Raw genomic sequence first — 17,869 nt, 5'->3', positions numbered from 1 at the left:
GGTGTGCAGGACAAACCGATGGATGGTCCGCGCGGCTCAGCTCCTGTCGGCCCCGTTGAGCAGTTCGGTGTTCAAGGGAACAACTCGCAAGGCGGCGAGCATTCCTGTGCGTGTGAGATGCTCGCGTGCGGGTCGATCGAGCCAGCGGTCGAGTCCTTCGAATTGGGGCAGCATCGCGTCGCGAGGTGCTCGGGTCGCGGTGGGATCGGGTAGCAGGGCGTGGAGGCGCTGGGCGGCGATACTGATGGCTTCACCGCGCCGCCAGAGCAAGGTCATCGGGAAGTCTGCCTGCGCCGCGCCGTCGAACAAAAATTCGAAGCTGCGGCGGTTGCCGACCAAAGCTCGACGGATCAGTGTTTGCGGATTGCGACCTGAACTGAGAGAGCGGACCGTGTGGGCGACCCAACGGTCGTCCCTGTCCATCTCGATGGCCACATCGATGTCGTGGGGCTCGATAGCGCCGCGGGCGAATGACCCGAAGAGGTACACCTCGGTAGTCAGGTTCGTCGGCATGCGTGGTGTTCGGCGTCGAGACGTTGTAGCAGTTGCTCGACAAGCTGGATGGCTCGTTCGCGCTTCACCGGACGAGTCTTCCAGCACGGCGCGCTTTCGGCGACCTTGAGCATTTGGCCGAGGTGATGCGCCCAAAGGGCCCGTGATGGTGGCGCGCAAGTCCAGCGTGGACGCAGCATCACGAACGGCACTTGATCGGAGGGCGCTAACAACGCGCTCACAGCGGAGATCAACTCGAGGCGGACATGGAAGCATGACGCAATACAGGTCAACACGCAGCCGTGTTAATCTGGGCAGGTCACTTGGATGTGGGAACACTGGCCGACATGAGCCGTCACTCCACAGTGGAGCCGTTGCAAGCCTGGGGGTCAAGGGGTCGTGGGTTCGAATCCCGCCGTCCCGACAGTGTGAGCTGGGAATATTCAAGCTCAGAATGTACACATTGGACGGTTCTTGTTAGCGCGCGCTAACGGTGGTGCTAACAAGAACTCGGTCAAAACCGGGCAGAATGCCCTCTTCAACGCCAGGTTAGTCCCTTTTGAGCACGTTGCACTTGACGCAAAATCAAGTGCTGTCAGTGTTGCGGGATGCCATCCGTTAGCGTTCCGTTCGCGGTAGATGTTGATCGGTCGCGCCGGCCCGGTTCGCCGACGACCGCAGGCTCACGATCGTGCCGGCAACCCAGACCGCGACTGCGGACTGCAGGTCCGCTGCAACGCCGACCGCGTCCCCCTGGACGGATTCCTCACGCTCGCCGCGACCCTCGGCGGCGTGCTCTATCTGGATGCTGACCCGTTCGACCCAACCCGCGGCAATGAGCATGTCCGGGCTGCCGCCAGGTTCGCCGCCCATAAAGGCGGGGTCGGATGCGTGGACGTCGCCTTCGCCGCAAACGGTGTCGTCCACTTCTAGGAACGGTCGACCGCTTGGTTCGACAGGTGGCTCAACGTCCACGCCGACGCGCTGCATCGCGCCCACGCCGACGCCATCAACTCCCTCAGCGACGACGCGGCCGCCGAGGTGCTCAACACCACGCTGAGGGCTGCTAGCCGCGGCGAACCCCGACGATGTCGACGCCTACTCGAGGCGCCGCGCGCTGACCGACGAGGAGGTGGCCGCACGCATCGCCGACCTGGCCGACACGCTGCTGCAGCACCCAGAGTTCCGGGCGGCACGCCTCGGCGTCCGGCAACGAGTCGGCAGGACCATCATCAGCACGCTCGACACGGCGGCCGACGACTCGGTCGCTTGGGAAGCGCTGCGCATCGCCGACGAGCAGATCGAAACGCTCGCCGCTACCGCCTACCAGGCAGTCCAGGCCAACCTCGACCGCATCGTCCGCGAACTGGTCACCAACGCCGAGTTCCGGGCCGCTGCCACCGCCGGAGCACGCAATCGCGTCACCGAGAAGGTCCTCACCGCAGTGGCCGACGGGTTCGCGCCGTCGGCCTACCTCCGTAACGAGGTCACAACCCGCGCGTATCGCCAGCTCAGAGGACTGTCCGCCCATCAGTGACCCGCTCGACGGCGCTGCCCCCTGCCGCCCCGGCCGTGCCCGACTAAGGTCATTCGTCGAAACCTGGCAGCCAGTTCGGGTCGTCCTCGTCGGCGGGCGGCAGGATCTGCGCGAGGTCATCCTCGACCTGCAGGTCGAAGCCGTCGGCCAGAGCGGCGACAGCGAACCCGATTATGGTGCGCAGGTCGCCCAGCGCCAGACTCATCTGGTCGATCGCGTGGACGCCGCCGAGGTCGCCGTCGGCGTGGCGGAAGTTGCGCGCGTCCGGTCCGGCGCGATCGACGAACCGCCGGCACGCCGCCCGGATCGAGCGCAGCAACTGCTCAACCTGTCCGCCGGCCTTCGCCAACGAAATCTGCTCGGTTGCGAATGTACGGATCGCCAGGGCGGACGTTACGCACTCCATCTCGTCCTCGACGACTCGCGGGCCGAACAGGACCCGCCGGTCTTCCAGGAACGTGATGACCCGCCGCGCCACGTGTAGGGCTCGTAAATCCGGTTTGGCTACGCTGCCTGCGTGTATTCGTTGATCAGCCCGCCGAGGATCGGGCGTCGTTGGACCCGGGCGGCGTTGAGGTCGACGATCTGTGGTGACGGGTTGGGTGGTTGCTGGCCGAGTGATCGGTGTGGCCGGTGGTTGTTGTAGTGGGCGGTGTACTCGGTTAGGACGCTGGCCAGGTGCCGTTCGCCGGCGATGAGGATCCGGTCGGTGCACTCGCGTCGGACGGTGCCGACCCAGCGTTCCGCGTAGGCGTTCGCCCTCGGCGCTTGTGGCGGTGTGCGGAGTACGTCGATACCCGCGGCGGTGAAGACCGTGTCGAAGGCGGCGGTGAACTTCGTGTCCCGGTCGCGGAGCAGGAACCGCAGCCGTCGGCCCGCTGCTCGAGGCTCATCAGAAGGTTCCGTGCTTGCTGCGTGACCCAGCTACCGGTCGGATGTGCGGTGACGCCGACGACGTGGACCTGGCGGGTGGCGAGTTCGATGAAGAACAGGACGTAGTTGCGTTTGAGGAGCACGGTGTCGACGGTGAAGAAGTCGCAGGCCAGGATCGTGTGGGCCTGGGTGGTCAGGAACTGCGGCCAGGTGGGTCCGGTCCGGCGTGGTGCCGGGTCGACGCCGACCCGGTGCAGGATTTTCCAGACGGTGCTGGCCGCGATCCGGTAGCCAAGGCGAGCCAGCTCGCCCTGTATTCGGCGGTGGCCCCAGGTCGGGTTCTCCGCGGCCAGACGCAGGACTAGGTTGCGGTGTTCCCGGTCGATGGGTGGCCGGCCGGGTCGTGCGTGCGGATAGGTCCAGTGCCGTGCGATCAGCTGCCGGTGCCAGCGCAACAACGTGGCCGGGGTGACGAAGAACGCCGACCATTGCGGTCGGGTCAGCAGTCGCGACAGCGCGGCCAGCACCACCCGGTCGGCGGGCTGCAGGTCTGGGCGGTGTACCTGCCGGCGTAGTACCGCGACCTGATGGCGCAACACGAGGAGTTCGACGTCTTTCGCTCCGCCGTCGCGGGCGAGCTGGGTGAGCATCTGCAGAATCTGGCGTAGGAGCAGGTACACCAGCGAAGCGGTCATGACCTCGATTGTCGCCGCTAGTACCGCCGGGCAGACTCCACACAAAACCGCACGTCACAGCCCCAACCGGATTTACGAGCCCGACAGGGTCGGGTGCGGGCGACGAGCGGGAACCGGCGGGCGGTCGGCCCGGTGGCGTCCGTCGGCTATTCCCAGATGACGGTGATCGGGTGGTTGGGGCGGGCGATCACGAACCGGCCCGCTTCCGGGGTGCCGGCGTCGGAGACCGAGGTGAGGTGCCGGTCGCCGAGCTCGAACCGCACGGTGCGGCCGCGGTAGTGCGTGTCCCAGGTCTGGGCCTCGCCGGCGACGTGGTCGGCGAGGGCTGCGCCGCCGGGGCCGTGGCCGACGACGCCGACCTCGTAGCGGTTCTCGCCGTCGACGGGCTCGGCCCGGCGCAGGGTGAGGTAGGCCAGGTTCGGGCCCTCGGTGGTGGCCATCGCGCCCCAGGTGGGGAACATGGGCGAGACCACGCCACGGTCGATGGCGGCCTTGGCGGTGTTCATCCGCATGATCGAGCCGGGCAGGCGCAGCGCGAGCCACAGGTCGAGCCACTCGAACGGGACGTTCGGGGGAAGATCGCGTCGGTCCACACGGTGTGCGGTGCGCTGCTCAGCACGCCGCTGAGCAGGTCGCCGACGACGGGCTGGTCCTTGTTGACCTGGAGGGTGACGTCGTCCTCGGGGTTGAGTTCGACGGTGCGGCGGGCGTCGTCGAGGGCGCCGCGCAACGGCATGAACACCGCCAGCTGGCTGTCGATGCTGCGCCAGGTGCCGCTGGTGTCGTCGCGCGTGAACACGATCGAGCGGGACGCCGCCCCACGTAGCCGCAGCGGCACGACGAGCCGCCCGACGGGGCGAGCTGTTGCAGCCACGGGCTGGGGACGTCCCAGACGCCGACGGTGCGGTCGTACGGGGAAGCCGAAGATGTCCGTCATCGCCAGCGCCGCCATGATGGACAGGTCGGGCACGGACATGCCCGCCCGGTTGGTGTGGAAGATGACGTGGTGCGCGAGGATTTCGCGGAGCCCGCGGTGCAGGACCTGTGTGCCGGTGGCCCGTCCCAGACCAGGACGATCGGGCCGTTGAGGTGTTCGCACTCACGTCGCTTGCCCTCCGTCCCCGGCTTCCGCCCCGACCTCGCGGACGACCGCTGGCTGCCCCGATCCATCGATATGATCGTCGGTGGATCGGGGCAGCGATGCGTCCCGCCGTTGGCGCGGGTCGCGGCTGTGGCGCGGCCGTTACCCTCATGTACGTGGGTGATGCGGACGAGGCCGCGCACGCGCGGCGGGATGCTCTGCTCGAAGAGGCGTTCCTGGCCGAGGAGTTGTGGGATCGCCATCGGGCGCTGAGCATCCTGGCTCGCGACTGGCTCGCCGACCCCGACGTCCGCGAGTTGCTGCGCGTGTGCGCCCTTGGCGATCCGGACGGCGACGTCCGGGACGCGATGCTCGAAACCATCGCCCACCGCGGTCGTGCAGAGCCGGAGACCGTCGAGTGGCTGTTCGCGTTGGCGACCGGTGCCGATGAAGGGCGGCTACGGCGTACCGCGCTGGTCCAGCTCGCGGAGTTGCGTCCCGCCGATCCGCGGGTCCGGCCCCTGGTGCGGGTCCGGGCAGTCGACGACCCGGAGGGCTACGTTCGCCGCCAGGCCGTCGCCGCGTACGCGAGCCGTTGGCGCGACGAACCGGGCACCGTTGCGTGGCTGCTGGAGCGCGGCGTGGCCGACCCCGACCACAACGTGCGCCGGCAGGTGGTCGACTCGCTGGCCCGGCTGTGGCCGGGCGATCCGCGGGCGGGCGCGCACGTGCGCGGGCGCGTGCGCGAGGACGGACACGGCGCGGTGCGGCACGAGGCGGCGTACTGGCTGGCCCACGGCTGGCCCGACGCGCCCGGCACCGAAGCGGTGCTGCGCCGGTGCGCCGTCGCGGACCCGGCCGCGGAGGTCCGCCGGTGCGCGATCGACGTGCTTGCCGGGTCGGCCCCGCATTCGCCGCCGTACGAGTACCGTCCCGGCCTGTGGCGTGACCGCGCCGGCGTGATGGCGCTGGTTCGCGAACGCGCGCTCGACGATCCGTCGCCGCTGGTGCGCCGTGCGTGCCTGGAGACCCTCGCCGCCGGTTGGACGGCCGACCCGCAAGTGCGCTCGATGCTGCGCGAGCGGGCCGTCGCGGACCCGGACGGTTCCGTGCGGGTCGGCGCGTGGGAGACACTGGTCCGCCGGTGGCCCGTCGATCCATCCACAGTGGACCTCCTGCGGGAGCGGGCCGCCGCCGAACCCACCGACCTGGGGCGCCGCAACGCGCTGCGTGTTCTTGCCGAGGCGTCCGGTTGCGCCGAGTAGGCGCGGGCGTCACAGATCCAGGCGGTACCCCAGCCGCAGGCGCAGTTCCACGCACACCTCGTCGGCCGGGATCGTGTAGACCACCGGGCCGCCCCAGTCGGCGTACTCCCGGTCGTGGTCGGCGATGTCGTTCTCGGACAGGTCGAGCAGGGTGAGCCTGTCGAGGGCCGCCGTGCGCAACAGTGCGCCCAGCCCGCCGCAGCGTACGTTGCGCAGTACCAGTTCCCGCAGGGCGGGCATCGACGCGTCGGCCAGTGCCTCGAAGCCTTCCGGCGTCACCGGGTTGCCGCTGAGGTCGAGCCGGGTCACGGTGGTGCGCAGCGGGCTGTTGGTGAGTGCGCGGATGCCGTCGTGGCCGACCGCGTTGCCGACCAGCTCCAGGTGCGTCACGGCGGTCAATGCGGGGTTGGCCGCCAATGCCGCGGTCCCGCGGTCGCCGAGCTGGTTGTGGTGCAGCGTGAGCCGCTCCACGTCGGCGAACCGGGTGTCGGTGCGCAGCAGATCGTACGAGTCGGGCTCCAGCCTGACGTCGCGCAACGTCACCGACCGGGTCTGCGCGGCCTGGCTCAGCTGTTCGGCCAACGCTCGATGCCCATCGCTCATGCGATCTACGCCTCTCGGTGGGAAGTACCGGTCATCGACCGTAGCGACCCCTTGCTACGGTGCGGGGATGCGGGCTCGCGGCGGCGGAGCGGACGGGGAGCGGCACTGTCCGGCCCGGCGCCCGGAGCTGGTGTCCACGGTGCCGCTGCCGGACGCCTGGCACGAGTCGTACCTGCCGCCGGCGGTCGGCGGCGGGCTGCTGCTCGCCGCCGCGGGCGCCGCGTGCGACTCGGGGGCCGGCACCGTGCCGGCGCTCATCGCGCTGGACGCCCGCTCGGCGGTGGAGCGGTTCCGGGTGCGGGTACCGCTCGGGTGGCGGGGAGCGGAAGGGTGTCAGGTGGGCGTGCCGCGCCCGCTGCCGGACGCCCGCGTCCTGCTGCCGGTCTACCAGTGGGACGAGTCGTTCACGGTGTACCTGATCGATGCGGACGGCCAGATCTTGCGCGCGGACGATCTCGCCGACGGCCGGGAGCTGGCCCTGGACGTGTATGGCGCCGATGTGAGCGTCAAGCTGTGGCAGGAGCCGCTCGCCGTGGGGACCGGTGCCTACCTCGCGTCGTGGGTGTACCGCGCCTACTCCTGGCACCTGCAGTGCCGGGACCTGGCGACAGGAGCATTGCGCTGGGAGGCGGCGGAGCGGGCCCTCGCCGCGGCCGGGGACCTCGCCGTCACCGAGACCGCACCGGGCCAGGACAACGGGGGTGAGATCGTCGGCCGGGCGATCGCCGACGGCCGCGAGCGGTGGCGGCTGCCGCCGTGCCAGATCTTCTCGCGGCGGGCCCGCTCGTTCGGCGCGGTGGTGGGCGACACGGCGGTGCTGGTGGACCGCGGGCGCCGGCTCGCCGCGGAAGCGGTCCGCGAGGAGGCGATCGTCGCGCGCGAGCCGGAGTTCGACGTGGAGCCCGACCTCGACGACCTGGCTCGAGCCTGGGAACGGCAGCATCCGGTGCCGGGGGAGGAGCTGATCGGCTACGACCTGGCCGACGGGCATGAGCGATGGCGCTACCCGGTGGGTGGCGAGGTCGTCGCGATCGCCGAGGGCCCCGCGATGGTCTGTGCCGTGGTCGTCGACGGCGAGCGGCGCTACCGGCTGGAGCGGATCCTCGTGGACGGGCCGTGGCCGCGCCGCAGTGAACCCGTCGACATCGACCTCGGTGGCGGCGGCGACATCGCGCGCCGGGACCCGCCGGTGATCGCGTACGTGGACGCCACCCATCTGCTGCTGGCGGGCTCGACCGAGCTGGTCTGTGTGTCCACCTCCGCGCCGGAGACGGTCGTGTGGCGGCTCCCGTTGCCGGACAGCCCGCTGGTGCCACGGCCGAACCCCGGCGACCGCCGGTTGCTCGGTGCCTCGATCGCCGTCGCGTACGGCCGCATCTGGGTGCGCGGTACCGACTCGGCATGGATGTTCGTCGAGACGGCCGCCGGCTCGTAGGTTGCGCTGCCACATGTGGTCGCACTGCTGCGCGAGCCCGAAGCAAGGTGCTCAGGCAAGGTGCTCAGCCAGGGCGCTCAGGCGCAGCAGTGCCCGGCGTGATCAGGCCGGTCTCGTAGGCGAGGACGACCGCCTGGGCACGGTCGCGCAGCGCGAGCTTCTGCAACAGGTGCCGCACGTGGGTCTTCACCGTGGCCATCGAGATCACCAGCTCTCCGGCGATGTCCGTGTTCGACAGGCCGCGGCCGATGAGCTGGAGGATCTCGCGTTCGCGCGGGGTCAGGTCGGCGAGCGCGGCGGACGGCGCCGGGGCCGGTGGGCGGCTGACGTAATGCATGACCAGGCGGCGCAGCACGGTGGGCGCGAACAGGGAGTCGCCGGCGGCCACCACCCGTACCGCCTCCACCAGCTGCCGGCGGCCGACGTCCTTGAGCAGGAAGCCGCTGGCGCCCGCCTGGAGGGCGGCGAAGACGTGCTCGTCCAGGTCGAATGTCGTCAGGATGAGGACCCTCGTGTCGAGGCCGGCGTCGACGATGCGCCGGGTCGCCGCGATGCCGTCGGTTCCGGGCATGCGGACGTCCATCAGCGCCACGTCCGGCCGCAGGCGCTCCGCCTGCGCGAACGCCTCGGCGCCGTTCTCGGCCTCGGCGACCACCTCCAGGCCGGCGACCTCGAGCACGAAGCGGAGGCCGGAGCGGACGAGGTCCTGGTCGTCGGCGATGAGGACGCTGGTCATGCCGCCTCGATCGGCAGCAGCGCGCGGATTGCGAACCCGCCGTCGTCGGCGTTGCCGGCCTGCAGGTTACCGCCGTGGATCCGCACCCGCTCCCGCATGCCGACGAGACCGTGCGCGTCGGGTGAGGGCACGCCGCGGGCTCCGGGCCCGCGGTCGGTCACCTCGATCTGCAGCGCGCCGGGCAGCCAGTACAGGCTGATCGACACCGGTGCGCCGGGGGCATGCTTGGTCGCGTTGGTCAGCGCCTCCTGCACGATGCGATACGCGGAGAGGTCGAGGCTCGGCGGGAGCACTACCGGCGTGCCGTCCACGGCCAGCTCCACCGTCTGGCCGCCGGCGCGGGCCCGGCCCACCATCGCCTGCAGCTGGGCCAGCCCCGGCAGCGGTTCCCGGTCCAGGTCGCCGGCGTCGGTGCGCAGGACCCCGAGCAGCCGGCGCATCTCGGTGAGCGCCTCGACAGCGGAGCCGCGGATCACCGCGATCGGCCGTTTCGCGAGTTCGGGGTCGTGCTCGAGTGCCGCCTCCGCGGCGTCGGCCTGCAGGGCGATGACGCTGACCGCATGGGCGACCAGGTCGTGCAGCTCGCGGGCGATGCGGGCGCGTTCGTCGGCGACCGCGGCCTGCTCGCGCCGGTCGCGCTCCTGCTCCAGGTGCCGCGTCAGCTCCTCTAGCCGGTGGTTCTGCCGGCGCTGGCGGCGGACCAGCACCCCGACCGCGGCGGGGGCCAGGACGGCGAGGACGGCGCCGACGTACTCCCCTACCCCCTCCTGCTGCCCGGCAGAGCCGGCGATGCCGAAGATGGTCCCGATGAGGACCGTCGCGGCCGCGAGATGCCGGTCGGTCACGTGCGCGGTCACCGCGTAGAACAGCAGCACCGCGGCGACGTAGCCGACCAGGACGTATCCGTCGGTCGGGATCAGCCAGACGGCCGAGCCGACGAGCGCGGCGACCACCGGGTGGGTGCGGCGCCAGGCGATCGGCGCGGTCGTGCCGACGGCGACCAGGGCGCCGATCGGGCGGGCGGCGATCGGCAGGAACACCAGGACCTGCGCGAGCGCGACGGCAGTCAGGACCGTCGCGACCACCCTGTCCGTGGTCCCGAGCTGTGCGAACCGGCGCCAGGGTGACACGTGGCCACGGTAGGCGGGCGGCGCCGGTGTGTCATCAGCCCCTGGGCTGAGCCGGCGCTCACCCCGGCGGATCGGCGGTGGTTCCGCCCGTGGGTCGATGAGCGGAGGTCGCTTCAGGCCGCACGATCGTCGTCGACAAAACACGCCGTTTCGATCCGGAGGTACCGATGACCACGACCACCACCGCCGAGCCGGGCACCGCCGGCCGGCGGGTCCCGATCGCCGTCCGCGGCGCTCAGCTGCTGCTGCTGGTGCCGCTCGGCGCGTTCCAACTCGTCGCGACGATCGTCTTCTCGATCATCACGCCGCTGTCCGGCAAGGACTACATCGCCGCCGTCTGGGCGCCGGTCATGGCGCTCGCCTGCATCGTCACGGCGCTGCGCCTCGGCCGCGGCTCCGCGCGCACGGTGCGCACGGTGCTGGTCCTGCTCGGCGCGCAGACCGCGTTCGGCCTGCTCAAGCTCATCGCGTTCGGCGAGTCGGCCGCACTGGTGTTCCTGGCCGTGACCGCGGTCTGTGCCGGGCTGGTCGCATTGCCGGCGAGCCGGCGCCACTTCCGCTCGTAGTTGATCCGGGTTGATCCGAGTTCATCCGACACTTTTTTTCAAGGAGACAGAGCTATGCGATCCACCTACCGACTGTTCGCCTACCTGGTCGCGACCGGGGTGCTGGTGCAGGCGGCCAGCGTCGCCTACGCCTGGTTCGCCGTTCTTCAGGACATCGACGCGGGCGGAGTCTTCGACAAGAGCGCGGGCCCCAACCCCGGACACCTCACACACGCCATCAACGGCATGGTGGTCACCCCGCTCATCGCGCTGACGTTGCTGATCGTGTCCCTCTTCGCCAAGATCCCCGGTGGCGTCAAATGGGCGGGTTCGACGTTCGGTCTGACGGCGCTGCAGGTGGCGTTGGCGTTCGTGTCGTTCAGCGCGCCGGTGGTCGGCGCGCTGCACGGCCTCAACGCCGTGGCACTGCTGGTCACCGCGCTCTTCGCCGCGCACCGGGTGAAGCGGGCCGTCGGGCCGGACGCGCAGCAGCCGGTCGTCGCGCCGAGCGCGGTCCACGCGTGAAACGCAGGCAGTGGAGAGCCGCCGCACCGGTGGCGGCGGCTCTGGCCATCCTGGGCCCACTGGGCTGGTGGTGGCAGGGCAGCCTGACGCCGGACACGTACTCCGTCATGGACATGGGTCATCCCGACTACGGCGGCGGCGACCGCACCGGCCACGCCGCCATGCATCACGGCGGCGCCACGGTCACCGCCCTCACCGGCCCACGCGACCGGCCCGCCGACGTGTCGGTCACGCTGGTGGCCCGCGCCGAGCAGATCCACCTTCCCGACGGCCGTAGCCTGGCGGGGTACACGCTCAACCACGCCTCACCGGGCCCGGAGATCCGTGCGCGACAGGGACAGTTGGTCGAGGTACGACTGGTCAACGAGTCGGTGCCGGACGGCGTCACCCTGCACTGGCACGGCTACGACGTGCCGAACGCGGAGGACGGCGTGGCCGGCGTGACCCAGGACGCGGTCGCCCCCGGCGCGGACCACGTGTACCGGTTCGTCGCCGCGGACGCCGGCACCTACTGGTACCACTCCCACCAGGTCTCGCACGAGCAGGTGCGGCTCGGGTTGTTCGGCGCGCTCGTGGTCGGCCCGCCGTCCGGCCCGCCCGCCGCCGTCGACCACCTCGCGCTGGTGCACACCTACGCCGGGCGACGCACGATCGCCGGGCGGTCGGGCGAGACGAGGGTCGTCGCCGCCTCGGGCAGCACCGTCCGGGTCCGCCTGGTCAACACCGACCAGGGCACCGTGCGCGCCTGGTTGTCCAACGCGGCGTACCGTGTCGTCGCCGTCGACGGCCGGGACACCACGGCACCGCCGCCGGTCACCGGCGCCGCGCTCGTCCTGCCTGCCGGTGGCCGAGCGGACGTGGAGTTCGCGGTACCGGACACGGGCGGCGCCGTGCGGGTCGACGTCGGTGCGGGAACGGCGCTCGTGGTGGGTCCCGAGGGCGCCGCGGCCTCGGCAACCGTGGAACCCAAGGCGTCGGTCGACCCGCTGTCGTACGGCGCGCCCGCCCCGATCGGGTTCGACCCGGGCGCCGCGACACGGCGGTTCGAGTACCGCATCGGGCGGCGCCCCGGTTTCCTCGACGGGCGGCCCGGGCTGTGGTGGACGATCAACGGCAGGATGTACCCGGACGTGCCCATGTACATGGTCAGCGGCGGAGACGTCGTTCGCATGACGATCGCCAACAGCAGCGGCGAAACGCACCCGATGCACCTGCACGGCCATCACGCGGTGGTGCTCAGCCGCAACGGCGTCGCCGCGACCGGCAGCCCGTGGTGGACGGACTCGCTGGAGGTCGCTGACGGCGAGACCTACGAGATCGCGTTCCTCGCCGACAACCCGGGAGTTTGGGTCGACCACTGCCACAACCTGCCGCACGCGGCGGAGGGACTCCTCGCGCACCTCGCGTACACCGGCGTCACCACCCCGTTCCGGATCGGCGGCGACGGGCACAACCACCCTGAGTGAGTCCGGCCCCGCACCGTCCTGCGGAACGCGCGGCATGACACCGGCCGATGCGGCTCTGTTGCATTCGCCGTTCGCATGATCGAGGCAGGCTTGAGCAGCGAAGTCTCTATGCCGCCGGTTGTCCTCACCGCTGCAGTCAGCGTTCGCCGGGTTCCGGTTCCCGCCGAAGGTGATCGTGGTCGCGGTCCGGCTGTACCTGCGCTACGGCCTGTCCTACCGTGACGTGATCTTGCCGGTCTGGCCGGGCGGTGACGCGTGCGCCGCCCTCTGCCTGGGTGTGATCCCCGGTACCGCCGCCGCGGTGGCCGCGGTCGCGGCCCCCAGGATGGCGGAGCGTCGCGTGAGCGCGAACGACAACGTTCCTCCCCATGCAGCATCGACCGCCGGGGACAGCCCCGTGATCATCGCGAAGTGTAGGGCGGCTCCGGCCGTTCCCGCAGGCCCGAACGGCCGGGTCCTGCAGCGCTTCACATGGGTTTGTACCCGGATGATGCAAAGGCACCCTACTGCGCCGCGCGCATCACGGCCCGGGCGCTATCGACCCAGACCCTCTGCACGGTCGACGCCCGCCATGCACAGCCGGCTCCTGCCGTTGCCCTCGATTAGCGGCGCGGTAGAGGTTGTAGCGCAGTACAGTCGGTCCGCGGCCATGATCACGTCGGGCGGCCGGCGGTGAGTGGGTTGATTGGGCGGGTGCGGCGTCGTCGGGTCTGGATGGTGTGGTGGGTGCAGTAGCTGGCGCCGATGAGCGCGCCGATTGCGAGGATCTGGACTCCTTGGCGGAGGCCGGCTGGCATGAACCAGAGCCGTAGTGTGGTTGTGGTGGTTCGTTCGGGGAGGTCGACCTGTACGAGGCCGGCTGGGCCGTTGTGGACGGGGAGGTATTCGCCGCCGACGGAGGCGTGCCAGCCTGGCCAGGCGAGTGCTGCGAGGATGATGCGGCCTTTGCCGGTGTATTGGATGGTTTCGGATTGTGCGCCGGCTTGGTCTGCGGTGACGGTGAGTTCGGGTGCGGTCCAGGAGACTCGGCCGCCGGGGTGTGGCAGGGTGCCGGTCCGGCGGATGACGGTGCTGATCGTGCCGCGTTTGGCGTGCTCCCAGCCGGGTGGTGTCTTGGTCAGGTCGTAGGCGTAGGGCTGGTCGCGCAGCAGGTCGGGGGTCGGCTGCTGAGTGCCGGGTACTTTGCGGTTGACGAGCGTGACTGTTTGCAGGCGTAGCAGGTCGGCGAGGGGCGCGCCGGTGCTTGGGTCGGTGGCGAAGGCGAGTTGGTAGGCCTGGTCGCAGACGCCGCCGTCGTAGCCCATGCAGAGGGCCTCGGCGTATTTCACGTTGCCCATGCCGGTGTAGGAGCCGAGGTTGCGCATGCCGGCGACTCGGGGCAGGTTGCCGAGGAGGACTTCTTTCCAGGCCCGGTTGGGCTGCTTCTCGTTGCGGGACAGGCTGAACTGGTCGGCGACGGCGAGGGTGTTGCCTTCGGCGCGGTCGGCGAAGTCGGCGCGCATCTGGGCCACGTCGTGCGGGAACCGCCAGGCGCTCATGTCCTTGTTCTGTGGGAACCAGTTGAGCTGCAGCGCGAGCATCGCCAGTGTTCCGGCAACCAGCGCGGGTGCGAGCAGTCTGGTTCGGTGCTTGGCGGCGAGGACCACCGCGAGCATGAGCACGGCAACGACAGCGGCGGCCTCGGCGGCGCGGCGGGCATGGTCGGGCCGGTTGGCCCAGACCAGGTACGTCTGGGCGAGGATCAGTCCGCCGGTGAGCGCCGCCCGGCGCAGCGGGTTGTCGGTGCGCAGGCCTGGGCTGAGCAGCAGCGCGACGACCAGGATAACGGCGAGGAAGAAGTATTCGATCAGCCGTGCCGGCCAGCGGAACATCCACAGGTTGGACGGTCCGATGACCATCGCCAGGTAGCCGAGGCCGAACACGGCGATGCCGGCGTTGGCGCGGAAATTTCGGAGCGCCGACCAGGCGAACCAGGGCAGCAGCGGCACGATGAACCACGCCAGGTAGGTCATCGGGGTGCTTGGCCCGCCGAATGTTTTCAGCGGTGGTACGTAGGTGGGGGCGCTGAGGTTGAGCAGGTGCGCGAGCGACGGCACGAACAGGCCGTCGTTGAACACGCCGCCGGCTCCGCGGGTGCCGACGGGCTGGATGCCGAGCAGTGGCAGGAAGACCACGGCGGCCGTCAGCCCGGCGGCGAGCCCGATGGTGGCCGCCCCGATCGCCATCCGCAGCTGCCGGTTGATCAGCCGTTCGGCCACGACGGCGGTGGTGGCGACCGCGACGCCGAGCACGCCGTATGGGCTGCCGCAGGTGGCGGCGAGCACGGTGGCGATGAGCGGCACCACTGGGTGCAGCCGGCCGCGGGAGAAGCGGCGCAGCGTCCACCAGGCATGGATGGTGAGCGTGAACGCGAGCAGGTTGGTGATCCAGGCGTGGGAGTCCCAGTACAGCGTGTATCCGGCGAACGGCATCGCGGCCGCGACGACGACGGCGGCGGGCCGGCGGGCGCCGTACTCGCGGGCCAGCAGGTAGACGCCCGCGGCGAGCAGCACCAGGAACTCGGTCTTGATCAGGCTGGTTGCGACGGCCAGGTTAGGCAGCAGCGCGACGAGCACGGCGTTGCCCATGGTCAGCGGGTTGAACAGGCCGAACTGGGCCTCACCGGCGAAGTTTCCGCCCAGCCACGTGTCGATGTCCAGCAGTGGCAGCCGACCCTCGAGCAGCTGCTCGCCGATGATCCGCCAGCCTGAGACGATGACAGCTGCGGTGTCGTCCTCGTAGTAGAACAGGTGCGTCTTGAGCACCGGCAGTTGCGCGGCGATCGCGACGACGACCGCCACGACCGTGAGGGACATCAGGTCGGCGCAGCGGCGGGCGAACCAGCCCGGACCATGGTCGGACTCCGCGATGGGTGGGTCCACAAGCAGTTCATGCACGGTCCGGCCGCTCCTTGATCGAGACGCCATGGATCTTAACCAGATCATCTCCTCGGCGGTGTCCGGTGGCGCCCGGCGCGAGCGGGCTGTCAGCCTGACGGCGTAACCCATCCCGTCACGAACGAAGGCCGTGCGGCGGCGGAGACGGTTCGCAGGAACTGGATTCGTGCCGCGACGGGAGCGTTTGACGCCGGTGCGACGTGTTTGCCGGTTGCGTGCGCGCCGAGCGGTCGGGGCTTGCTCGCCTACGCGGTGGTGGCGAGTTTTTTGAGTTGGGGGAGGAGCCAGGGGGCGATGATTTGTTTGACGCCGTCGGGGGTGAAGTGGAGACCGTCGCTGCGGATTTTGAGGCCGTTGATGTTCCAGGTGAAGGTTGATGCGGTCGATGGCCGTTGTAGAAATGCTCGAATTCGCGCAGCGCGTGCAGGAGATGCCGCTGGTTCCAGATCAGGGTCCGGTCCAGCAGTTCGTGGCGGCAAGTCCGTACCCAGCGTTCCATGATCGAGTTCATGCGGGGTGTCTGGATGCCGCTGAGCACTATCTTGATACCGGCGTCGGCGAGCACGGCGTCGAACAGTTCGGGGAACTTGCCGTCCCGGTCGCGGATCAGGTACTTGGCGTTGGATCCGGCGTCCTCGAGGTCCATGACAAGGTTCCGCGCGACCTGTACCACCCAGGAGGCGGTCGGATGGGCGGTGGCGCCGAGGACCTGGATCCGGCGGCTGGTGTGCTCGATCACCGCGAGCACGTACATTCGTGTCCCGGTCAACGTGATCGTTTCGAGGAAGTCGCATGCCAGCAGGGCGTTGGCCTGCGAACGCAGGAAGTCCGCCCAGGTGCTGGCGGACCGCTTGGGTGCCGGATCGATCCCGGCCTGGTGGAGGATCTCCCAGACCGTGGACGCGGCGACCTTGACTCCCAGCACGAGTAGTTCACCGTGGAGACGTCGGTAGCCCCAGCTGGGGTTTTCCTTCGCCAGGCGGAGCACCAGGGCGCGGATGGACCGTAGCGTGCGTGGCCGGCCGGGGCGCTTGGGTCGGGAGGCGGCCGCGTGGCGACGGGCGATGAGATCGCGGTGCCAGCGCAGCACGGTGTCGGGGCCGACGAGTAACCGCAGCCCGTGCAGCATCCGTTGGCAGTCGGTGCAGCAGCGCTGCCAGGAACGCCCGATCGGTCGGGTCGAACCGCACTCTCTCCTTGCCCAGCTGGCGTTGCAGCACCGTGATCTGGTGGCGTAGGGAGAGGATCTCGGCGTCCTTGTCCCGGTCGTTCATCGGCAGTAGTCGCAGGATCGCGAGTGCGTTCGTCACGCCGAGGTATGCCAGTCGTAGCAACACGACGGGCCATTATCCCGCAATGGGCGTTGCCACGCGTGCAGGCGGCCGCAGTTGAACGGGTCAAGATCCCTAATGGCCTGGTATGGCTCTGACCAGGGCGGATGACGTTTTCGGCAAGCACAGGGTCACGCGAGCGGGCGCACGACCGACGAGATCTACACGCACGTCCTGGACCTGAGCGCGCGCAAGGCTGCGGAACTGATGGAGACGGCCATCTTCGGCCCTACCGAACCGCTGGTTGAGGACCGCAACGCTGGCACGACCCCGCATCCCACCCGCAGCCTGGCTGCCGCCCGCCGCCGTATCCGCCGCGCACCGTAGGGGGAGGAAGACCGTGGCCGCCGCTTGTTTTGCGGCGGCCACGCGTGCCCGCTCTTTGGGCTCTACCCGGGCGGGAGCCGGAGCGGGCATCTGAACCCGCCGGGTAAACCAAGGACATCGAGCTGGCACGCAACTGCCCTCTTCGCGTCGAGGGAGTCAGGGTTCGAGTCCGGGAGTATTGGATGACAAGGAGACGGCCAGCGAGGAGTCACTCCAGAAATATCTGGAACGCCTGGAGCTGCATGTATTTCCCATTCTCGGGCCAATGGCGATGGCTTCCATCAGCATCGGTGACTGCAAGCGATGGCAGAAAGGTCTGCAGGCGAAGGGCCCTTACGCGGCCGTGACCCTCGCTGCCCCGCACATCAAACACGTCCAGGTCAGCGGCACCGACCGCGGCGCCCCCGGCAGCGACCACCTCGACTGGCCGCGTTTCCTGCTCGCCCTGGAGAATGCCGGCTACACGGGTGCGCTATGCATCGAGTCCTTCACGGCGGACAACAAGACCATCGCGACGGCCGCCTCGATCTGGCGCTCCCTGGCCGAGACCCAGGACCAGCTCGCCCTGGACGGCCTGGACGGCCTGGCCCACCTGCGCGGCCTCCTCGCCTCCGCGCGCCAGCAGGGCTGACTCAGGGTCGATCCACCCGAGCTTCGTGGCGAGGGCACCCAGCCCGAACCGCGTCTCCGCGTTGGCGAGCGTCATCAGACGCTCCAGCCGGCGCTGCACCGTGCGCACGCTGATGAACATCCGCAATGCGATTTCATGATCCCGCAAATCGGACATGAACAGATATAGCAGTGCTTTTTCCTCGTCGTTGATGTCGGCTGATTCCATGACGACCGACCCCCCGGTTGGTACTGCCTTCGCAGGGCGAATGGTGAGTGACGC

18 protein-coding genes and 2 pseudogenes are annotated in these 17,869 nt (G+C 69.9%); 8 read left to right on the top strand and 12 right to left on the bottom strand.

Annotated elements, in window-relative coordinates; all coding sequences use genetic code 11:
- Window positions 1–36 precede the first annotated feature (36 nt).
- Together AB0K00_RS22715 and AB0K00_RS22710 are read right to left on the bottom strand one after the other, a co-directional pair.
- Window positions 37–513, bottom strand: a complete 477-nt coding sequence (locus tag AB0K00_RS22715) for a nucleotidyltransferase domain-containing protein (RefSeq protein WP_363523483.1) — start codon at window positions 511–513, stop codon at window positions 37–39.
- Window positions 514–1,110: 597 nt separating this feature from the next.
- Window positions 1,111–1,419: a hypothetical protein gene (locus tag AB0K00_RS22710; RefSeq protein WP_363523482.1), complete on the bottom strand. Its 309-nt coding sequence runs from the start codon at window positions 1,417–1,419 to the stop codon at window positions 1,111–1,113.
- 205 nt (window positions 1,420–1,624) lie between these two features.
- On the opposite strand from AB0K00_RS22710, the gene AB0K00_RS22705 reads away from it, so the two are divergent.
- Window positions 1,625–2,029 (top strand): hypothetical protein, encoded by a 405-nt coding sequence (locus tag AB0K00_RS22705; RefSeq protein WP_363523481.1) that lies wholly within the window; start codon window positions 1,625–1,627, stop codon window positions 2,027–2,029.
- A 49-nt stretch (window positions 2,030–2,078) separates the two neighbouring features.
- On the opposite strand, the gene AB0K00_RS22700 is transcribed toward AB0K00_RS22705, so the two are convergent.
- From AB0K00_RS22700 to AB0K00_RS22680, 5 genes and pseudogenes are all read right to left on the bottom strand, one after another.
- Window positions 2,079–2,507, bottom strand: a complete 429-nt coding sequence (locus AB0K00_RS22700; protein WP_363523480.1) for a hypothetical protein — start codon at window positions 2,505–2,507, stop codon at window positions 2,079–2,081.
- 26 nt (window positions 2,508–2,533) lie between these two features.
- Window positions 2,534–2,824: an integrase core domain-containing protein gene (locus tag AB0K00_RS22695; protein ID WP_363523545.1), complete on the bottom strand. Its 291-nt coding sequence runs from the start codon at window positions 2,822–2,824 to the stop codon at window positions 2,534–2,536.
- Between the two features lie 392 nt (window positions 2,825–3,216).
- Window positions 3,217–3,552, bottom strand: a pseudogene (locus AB0K00_RS22690) (hypothetical protein); the annotation flags it as partial.
- A 191-nt stretch (window positions 3,553–3,743) separates the two neighbouring features.
- Window positions 3,744–4,103 carry a hypothetical protein gene (locus tag AB0K00_RS22685; protein WP_363523479.1) on the bottom strand — a complete coding sequence of 120 codons (360 nt, stop codon included), beginning with the start codon at window positions 4,101–4,103 and terminating at the stop codon, window positions 3,744–3,746.
- Entirely contained in the window at window positions 4,100–4,696 is a 597-nt protein-coding gene (locus AB0K00_RS22680; protein ID WP_363523478.1) for a hypothetical protein, read from the bottom strand. The genes AB0K00_RS22685 and AB0K00_RS22680 overlap by 4 nt, the downstream gene beginning before the upstream one ends.
- 158 nt (window positions 4,697–4,854) lie before the next feature.
- On the opposite strand from AB0K00_RS22680, the gene AB0K00_RS22675 reads away from it, so the two are divergent.
- Entirely contained in the window at window positions 4,855–5,943 is a 1,089-nt protein-coding gene (locus AB0K00_RS22675; protein ID WP_363523477.1) for a HEAT repeat domain-containing protein, read from the top strand.
- A 9-nt stretch (window positions 5,944–5,952) separates the two neighbouring features.
- Here AB0K00_RS22675 and AB0K00_RS22670 read toward each other — a convergent pair whose 3' ends face one another.
- Window positions 5,953–6,525, bottom strand: a complete 573-nt coding sequence (locus AB0K00_RS22670; protein WP_363523476.1) for a hypothetical protein — start codon at window positions 6,523–6,525, stop codon at window positions 5,953–5,955.
- An 88-nt stretch (window positions 6,526–6,613) separates the two neighbouring features.
- On the opposite strand from AB0K00_RS22670, the gene AB0K00_RS22665 reads away from it, so the two are divergent.
- Entirely contained in the window at window positions 6,614–7,981 is a 1,368-nt protein-coding gene (locus tag AB0K00_RS22665) for a hypothetical protein (protein ID WP_363523475.1), read from the top strand.
- 64 nt (window positions 7,982–8,045) lie between these two features.
- On the opposite strand, the gene AB0K00_RS22660 is transcribed toward AB0K00_RS22665, so the two are convergent.
- Complete coding sequence (locus AB0K00_RS22660; RefSeq protein WP_363523474.1) at window positions 8,046–8,717, bottom strand: response regulator transcription factor; 672 nt, start codon at window positions 8,715–8,717, stop codon at window positions 8,046–8,048.
- Window positions 8,714–9,847, bottom strand: a complete 1,134-nt coding sequence (locus AB0K00_RS22655) for a histidine kinase (RefSeq protein ID WP_363523473.1) — start codon at window positions 9,845–9,847, stop codon at window positions 8,714–8,716. The genes AB0K00_RS22660 and AB0K00_RS22655 overlap by 4 nt, the downstream gene beginning before the upstream one ends.
- A gap of 167 nt (window positions 9,848–10,014) precedes the next feature.
- Between AB0K00_RS22655 and AB0K00_RS22650 the strand changes: the two genes are divergently transcribed.
- The 4 genes and pseudogenes from AB0K00_RS22650 to AB0K00_RS22635 all read left to right on the top strand — a co-directional run.
- A complete protein-coding gene (locus tag AB0K00_RS22650) occupies window positions 10,015–10,413 on the top strand; it encodes a hypothetical protein (RefSeq protein ID WP_363523472.1) in 399 nt (132 codons plus the stop codon).
- A 54-nt stretch (window positions 10,414–10,467) separates the two neighbouring features.
- The gene (locus AB0K00_RS22645) at window positions 10,468–10,917 is read left to right on the top strand and encodes a hypothetical protein (protein ID WP_363523471.1); all 450 of its coding nucleotides are present in this window, start codon (window positions 10,468–10,470) and stop codon (window positions 10,915–10,917) included.
- Complete coding sequence (locus tag AB0K00_RS22640) at window positions 10,914–12,383, top strand: multicopper oxidase family protein (protein WP_363523470.1); 1,470 nt, start codon at window positions 10,914–10,916, stop codon at window positions 12,381–12,383. Before AB0K00_RS22645 ends, AB0K00_RS22640 begins: the two co-directional genes overlap by 4 nt.
- A gap of 130 nt (window positions 12,384–12,513) precedes the next feature.
- Window positions 12,514–12,609 (top strand): annotated as a pseudogene (locus AB0K00_RS22635) (IS6 family transposase); the annotation flags it as partial.
- Window positions 12,610–13,036: 427 nt separating this feature from the next.
- Here AB0K00_RS22635 and AB0K00_RS22630 read toward each other — a convergent pair.
- The gene (locus AB0K00_RS22630; protein WP_363523469.1) at window positions 13,037–15,319 is read right to left on the bottom strand and encodes a hypothetical protein; all 2,283 of its coding nucleotides are present in this window, start codon (window positions 15,317–15,319) and stop codon (window positions 13,037–13,039) included.
- Between the two features lie 115 nt (window positions 15,320–15,434).
- Window positions 15,435–16,448 (bottom strand): integrase core domain-containing protein, encoded by a 1,014-nt coding sequence (locus tag AB0K00_RS22625; RefSeq protein ID WP_363523468.1) that lies wholly within the window; start codon window positions 16,446–16,448, stop codon window positions 15,435–15,437.
- Between the two features lie 707 nt (window positions 16,449–17,155).
- On the opposite strand from AB0K00_RS22625, the gene AB0K00_RS22620 reads away from it, so the two are divergent.
- A complete protein-coding gene (locus AB0K00_RS22620; RefSeq protein WP_363523467.1) occupies window positions 17,156–17,608 on the top strand; it encodes a TIM barrel protein in 453 nt (150 codons plus the stop codon).
- Window positions 17,609–17,869: the final 261 nt, after the last annotated feature.

The organism is Dactylosporangium sp. NPDC049525, from assembly GCF_040676755.1.
In the GTDB taxonomy this organism is placed as follows: Bacteria; Actinomycetota; Actinomycetes; order Mycobacteriales; family Micromonosporaceae; genus Dactylosporangium.
This window is presented reverse-complemented; position numbering and strand designations above follow the sequence as displayed.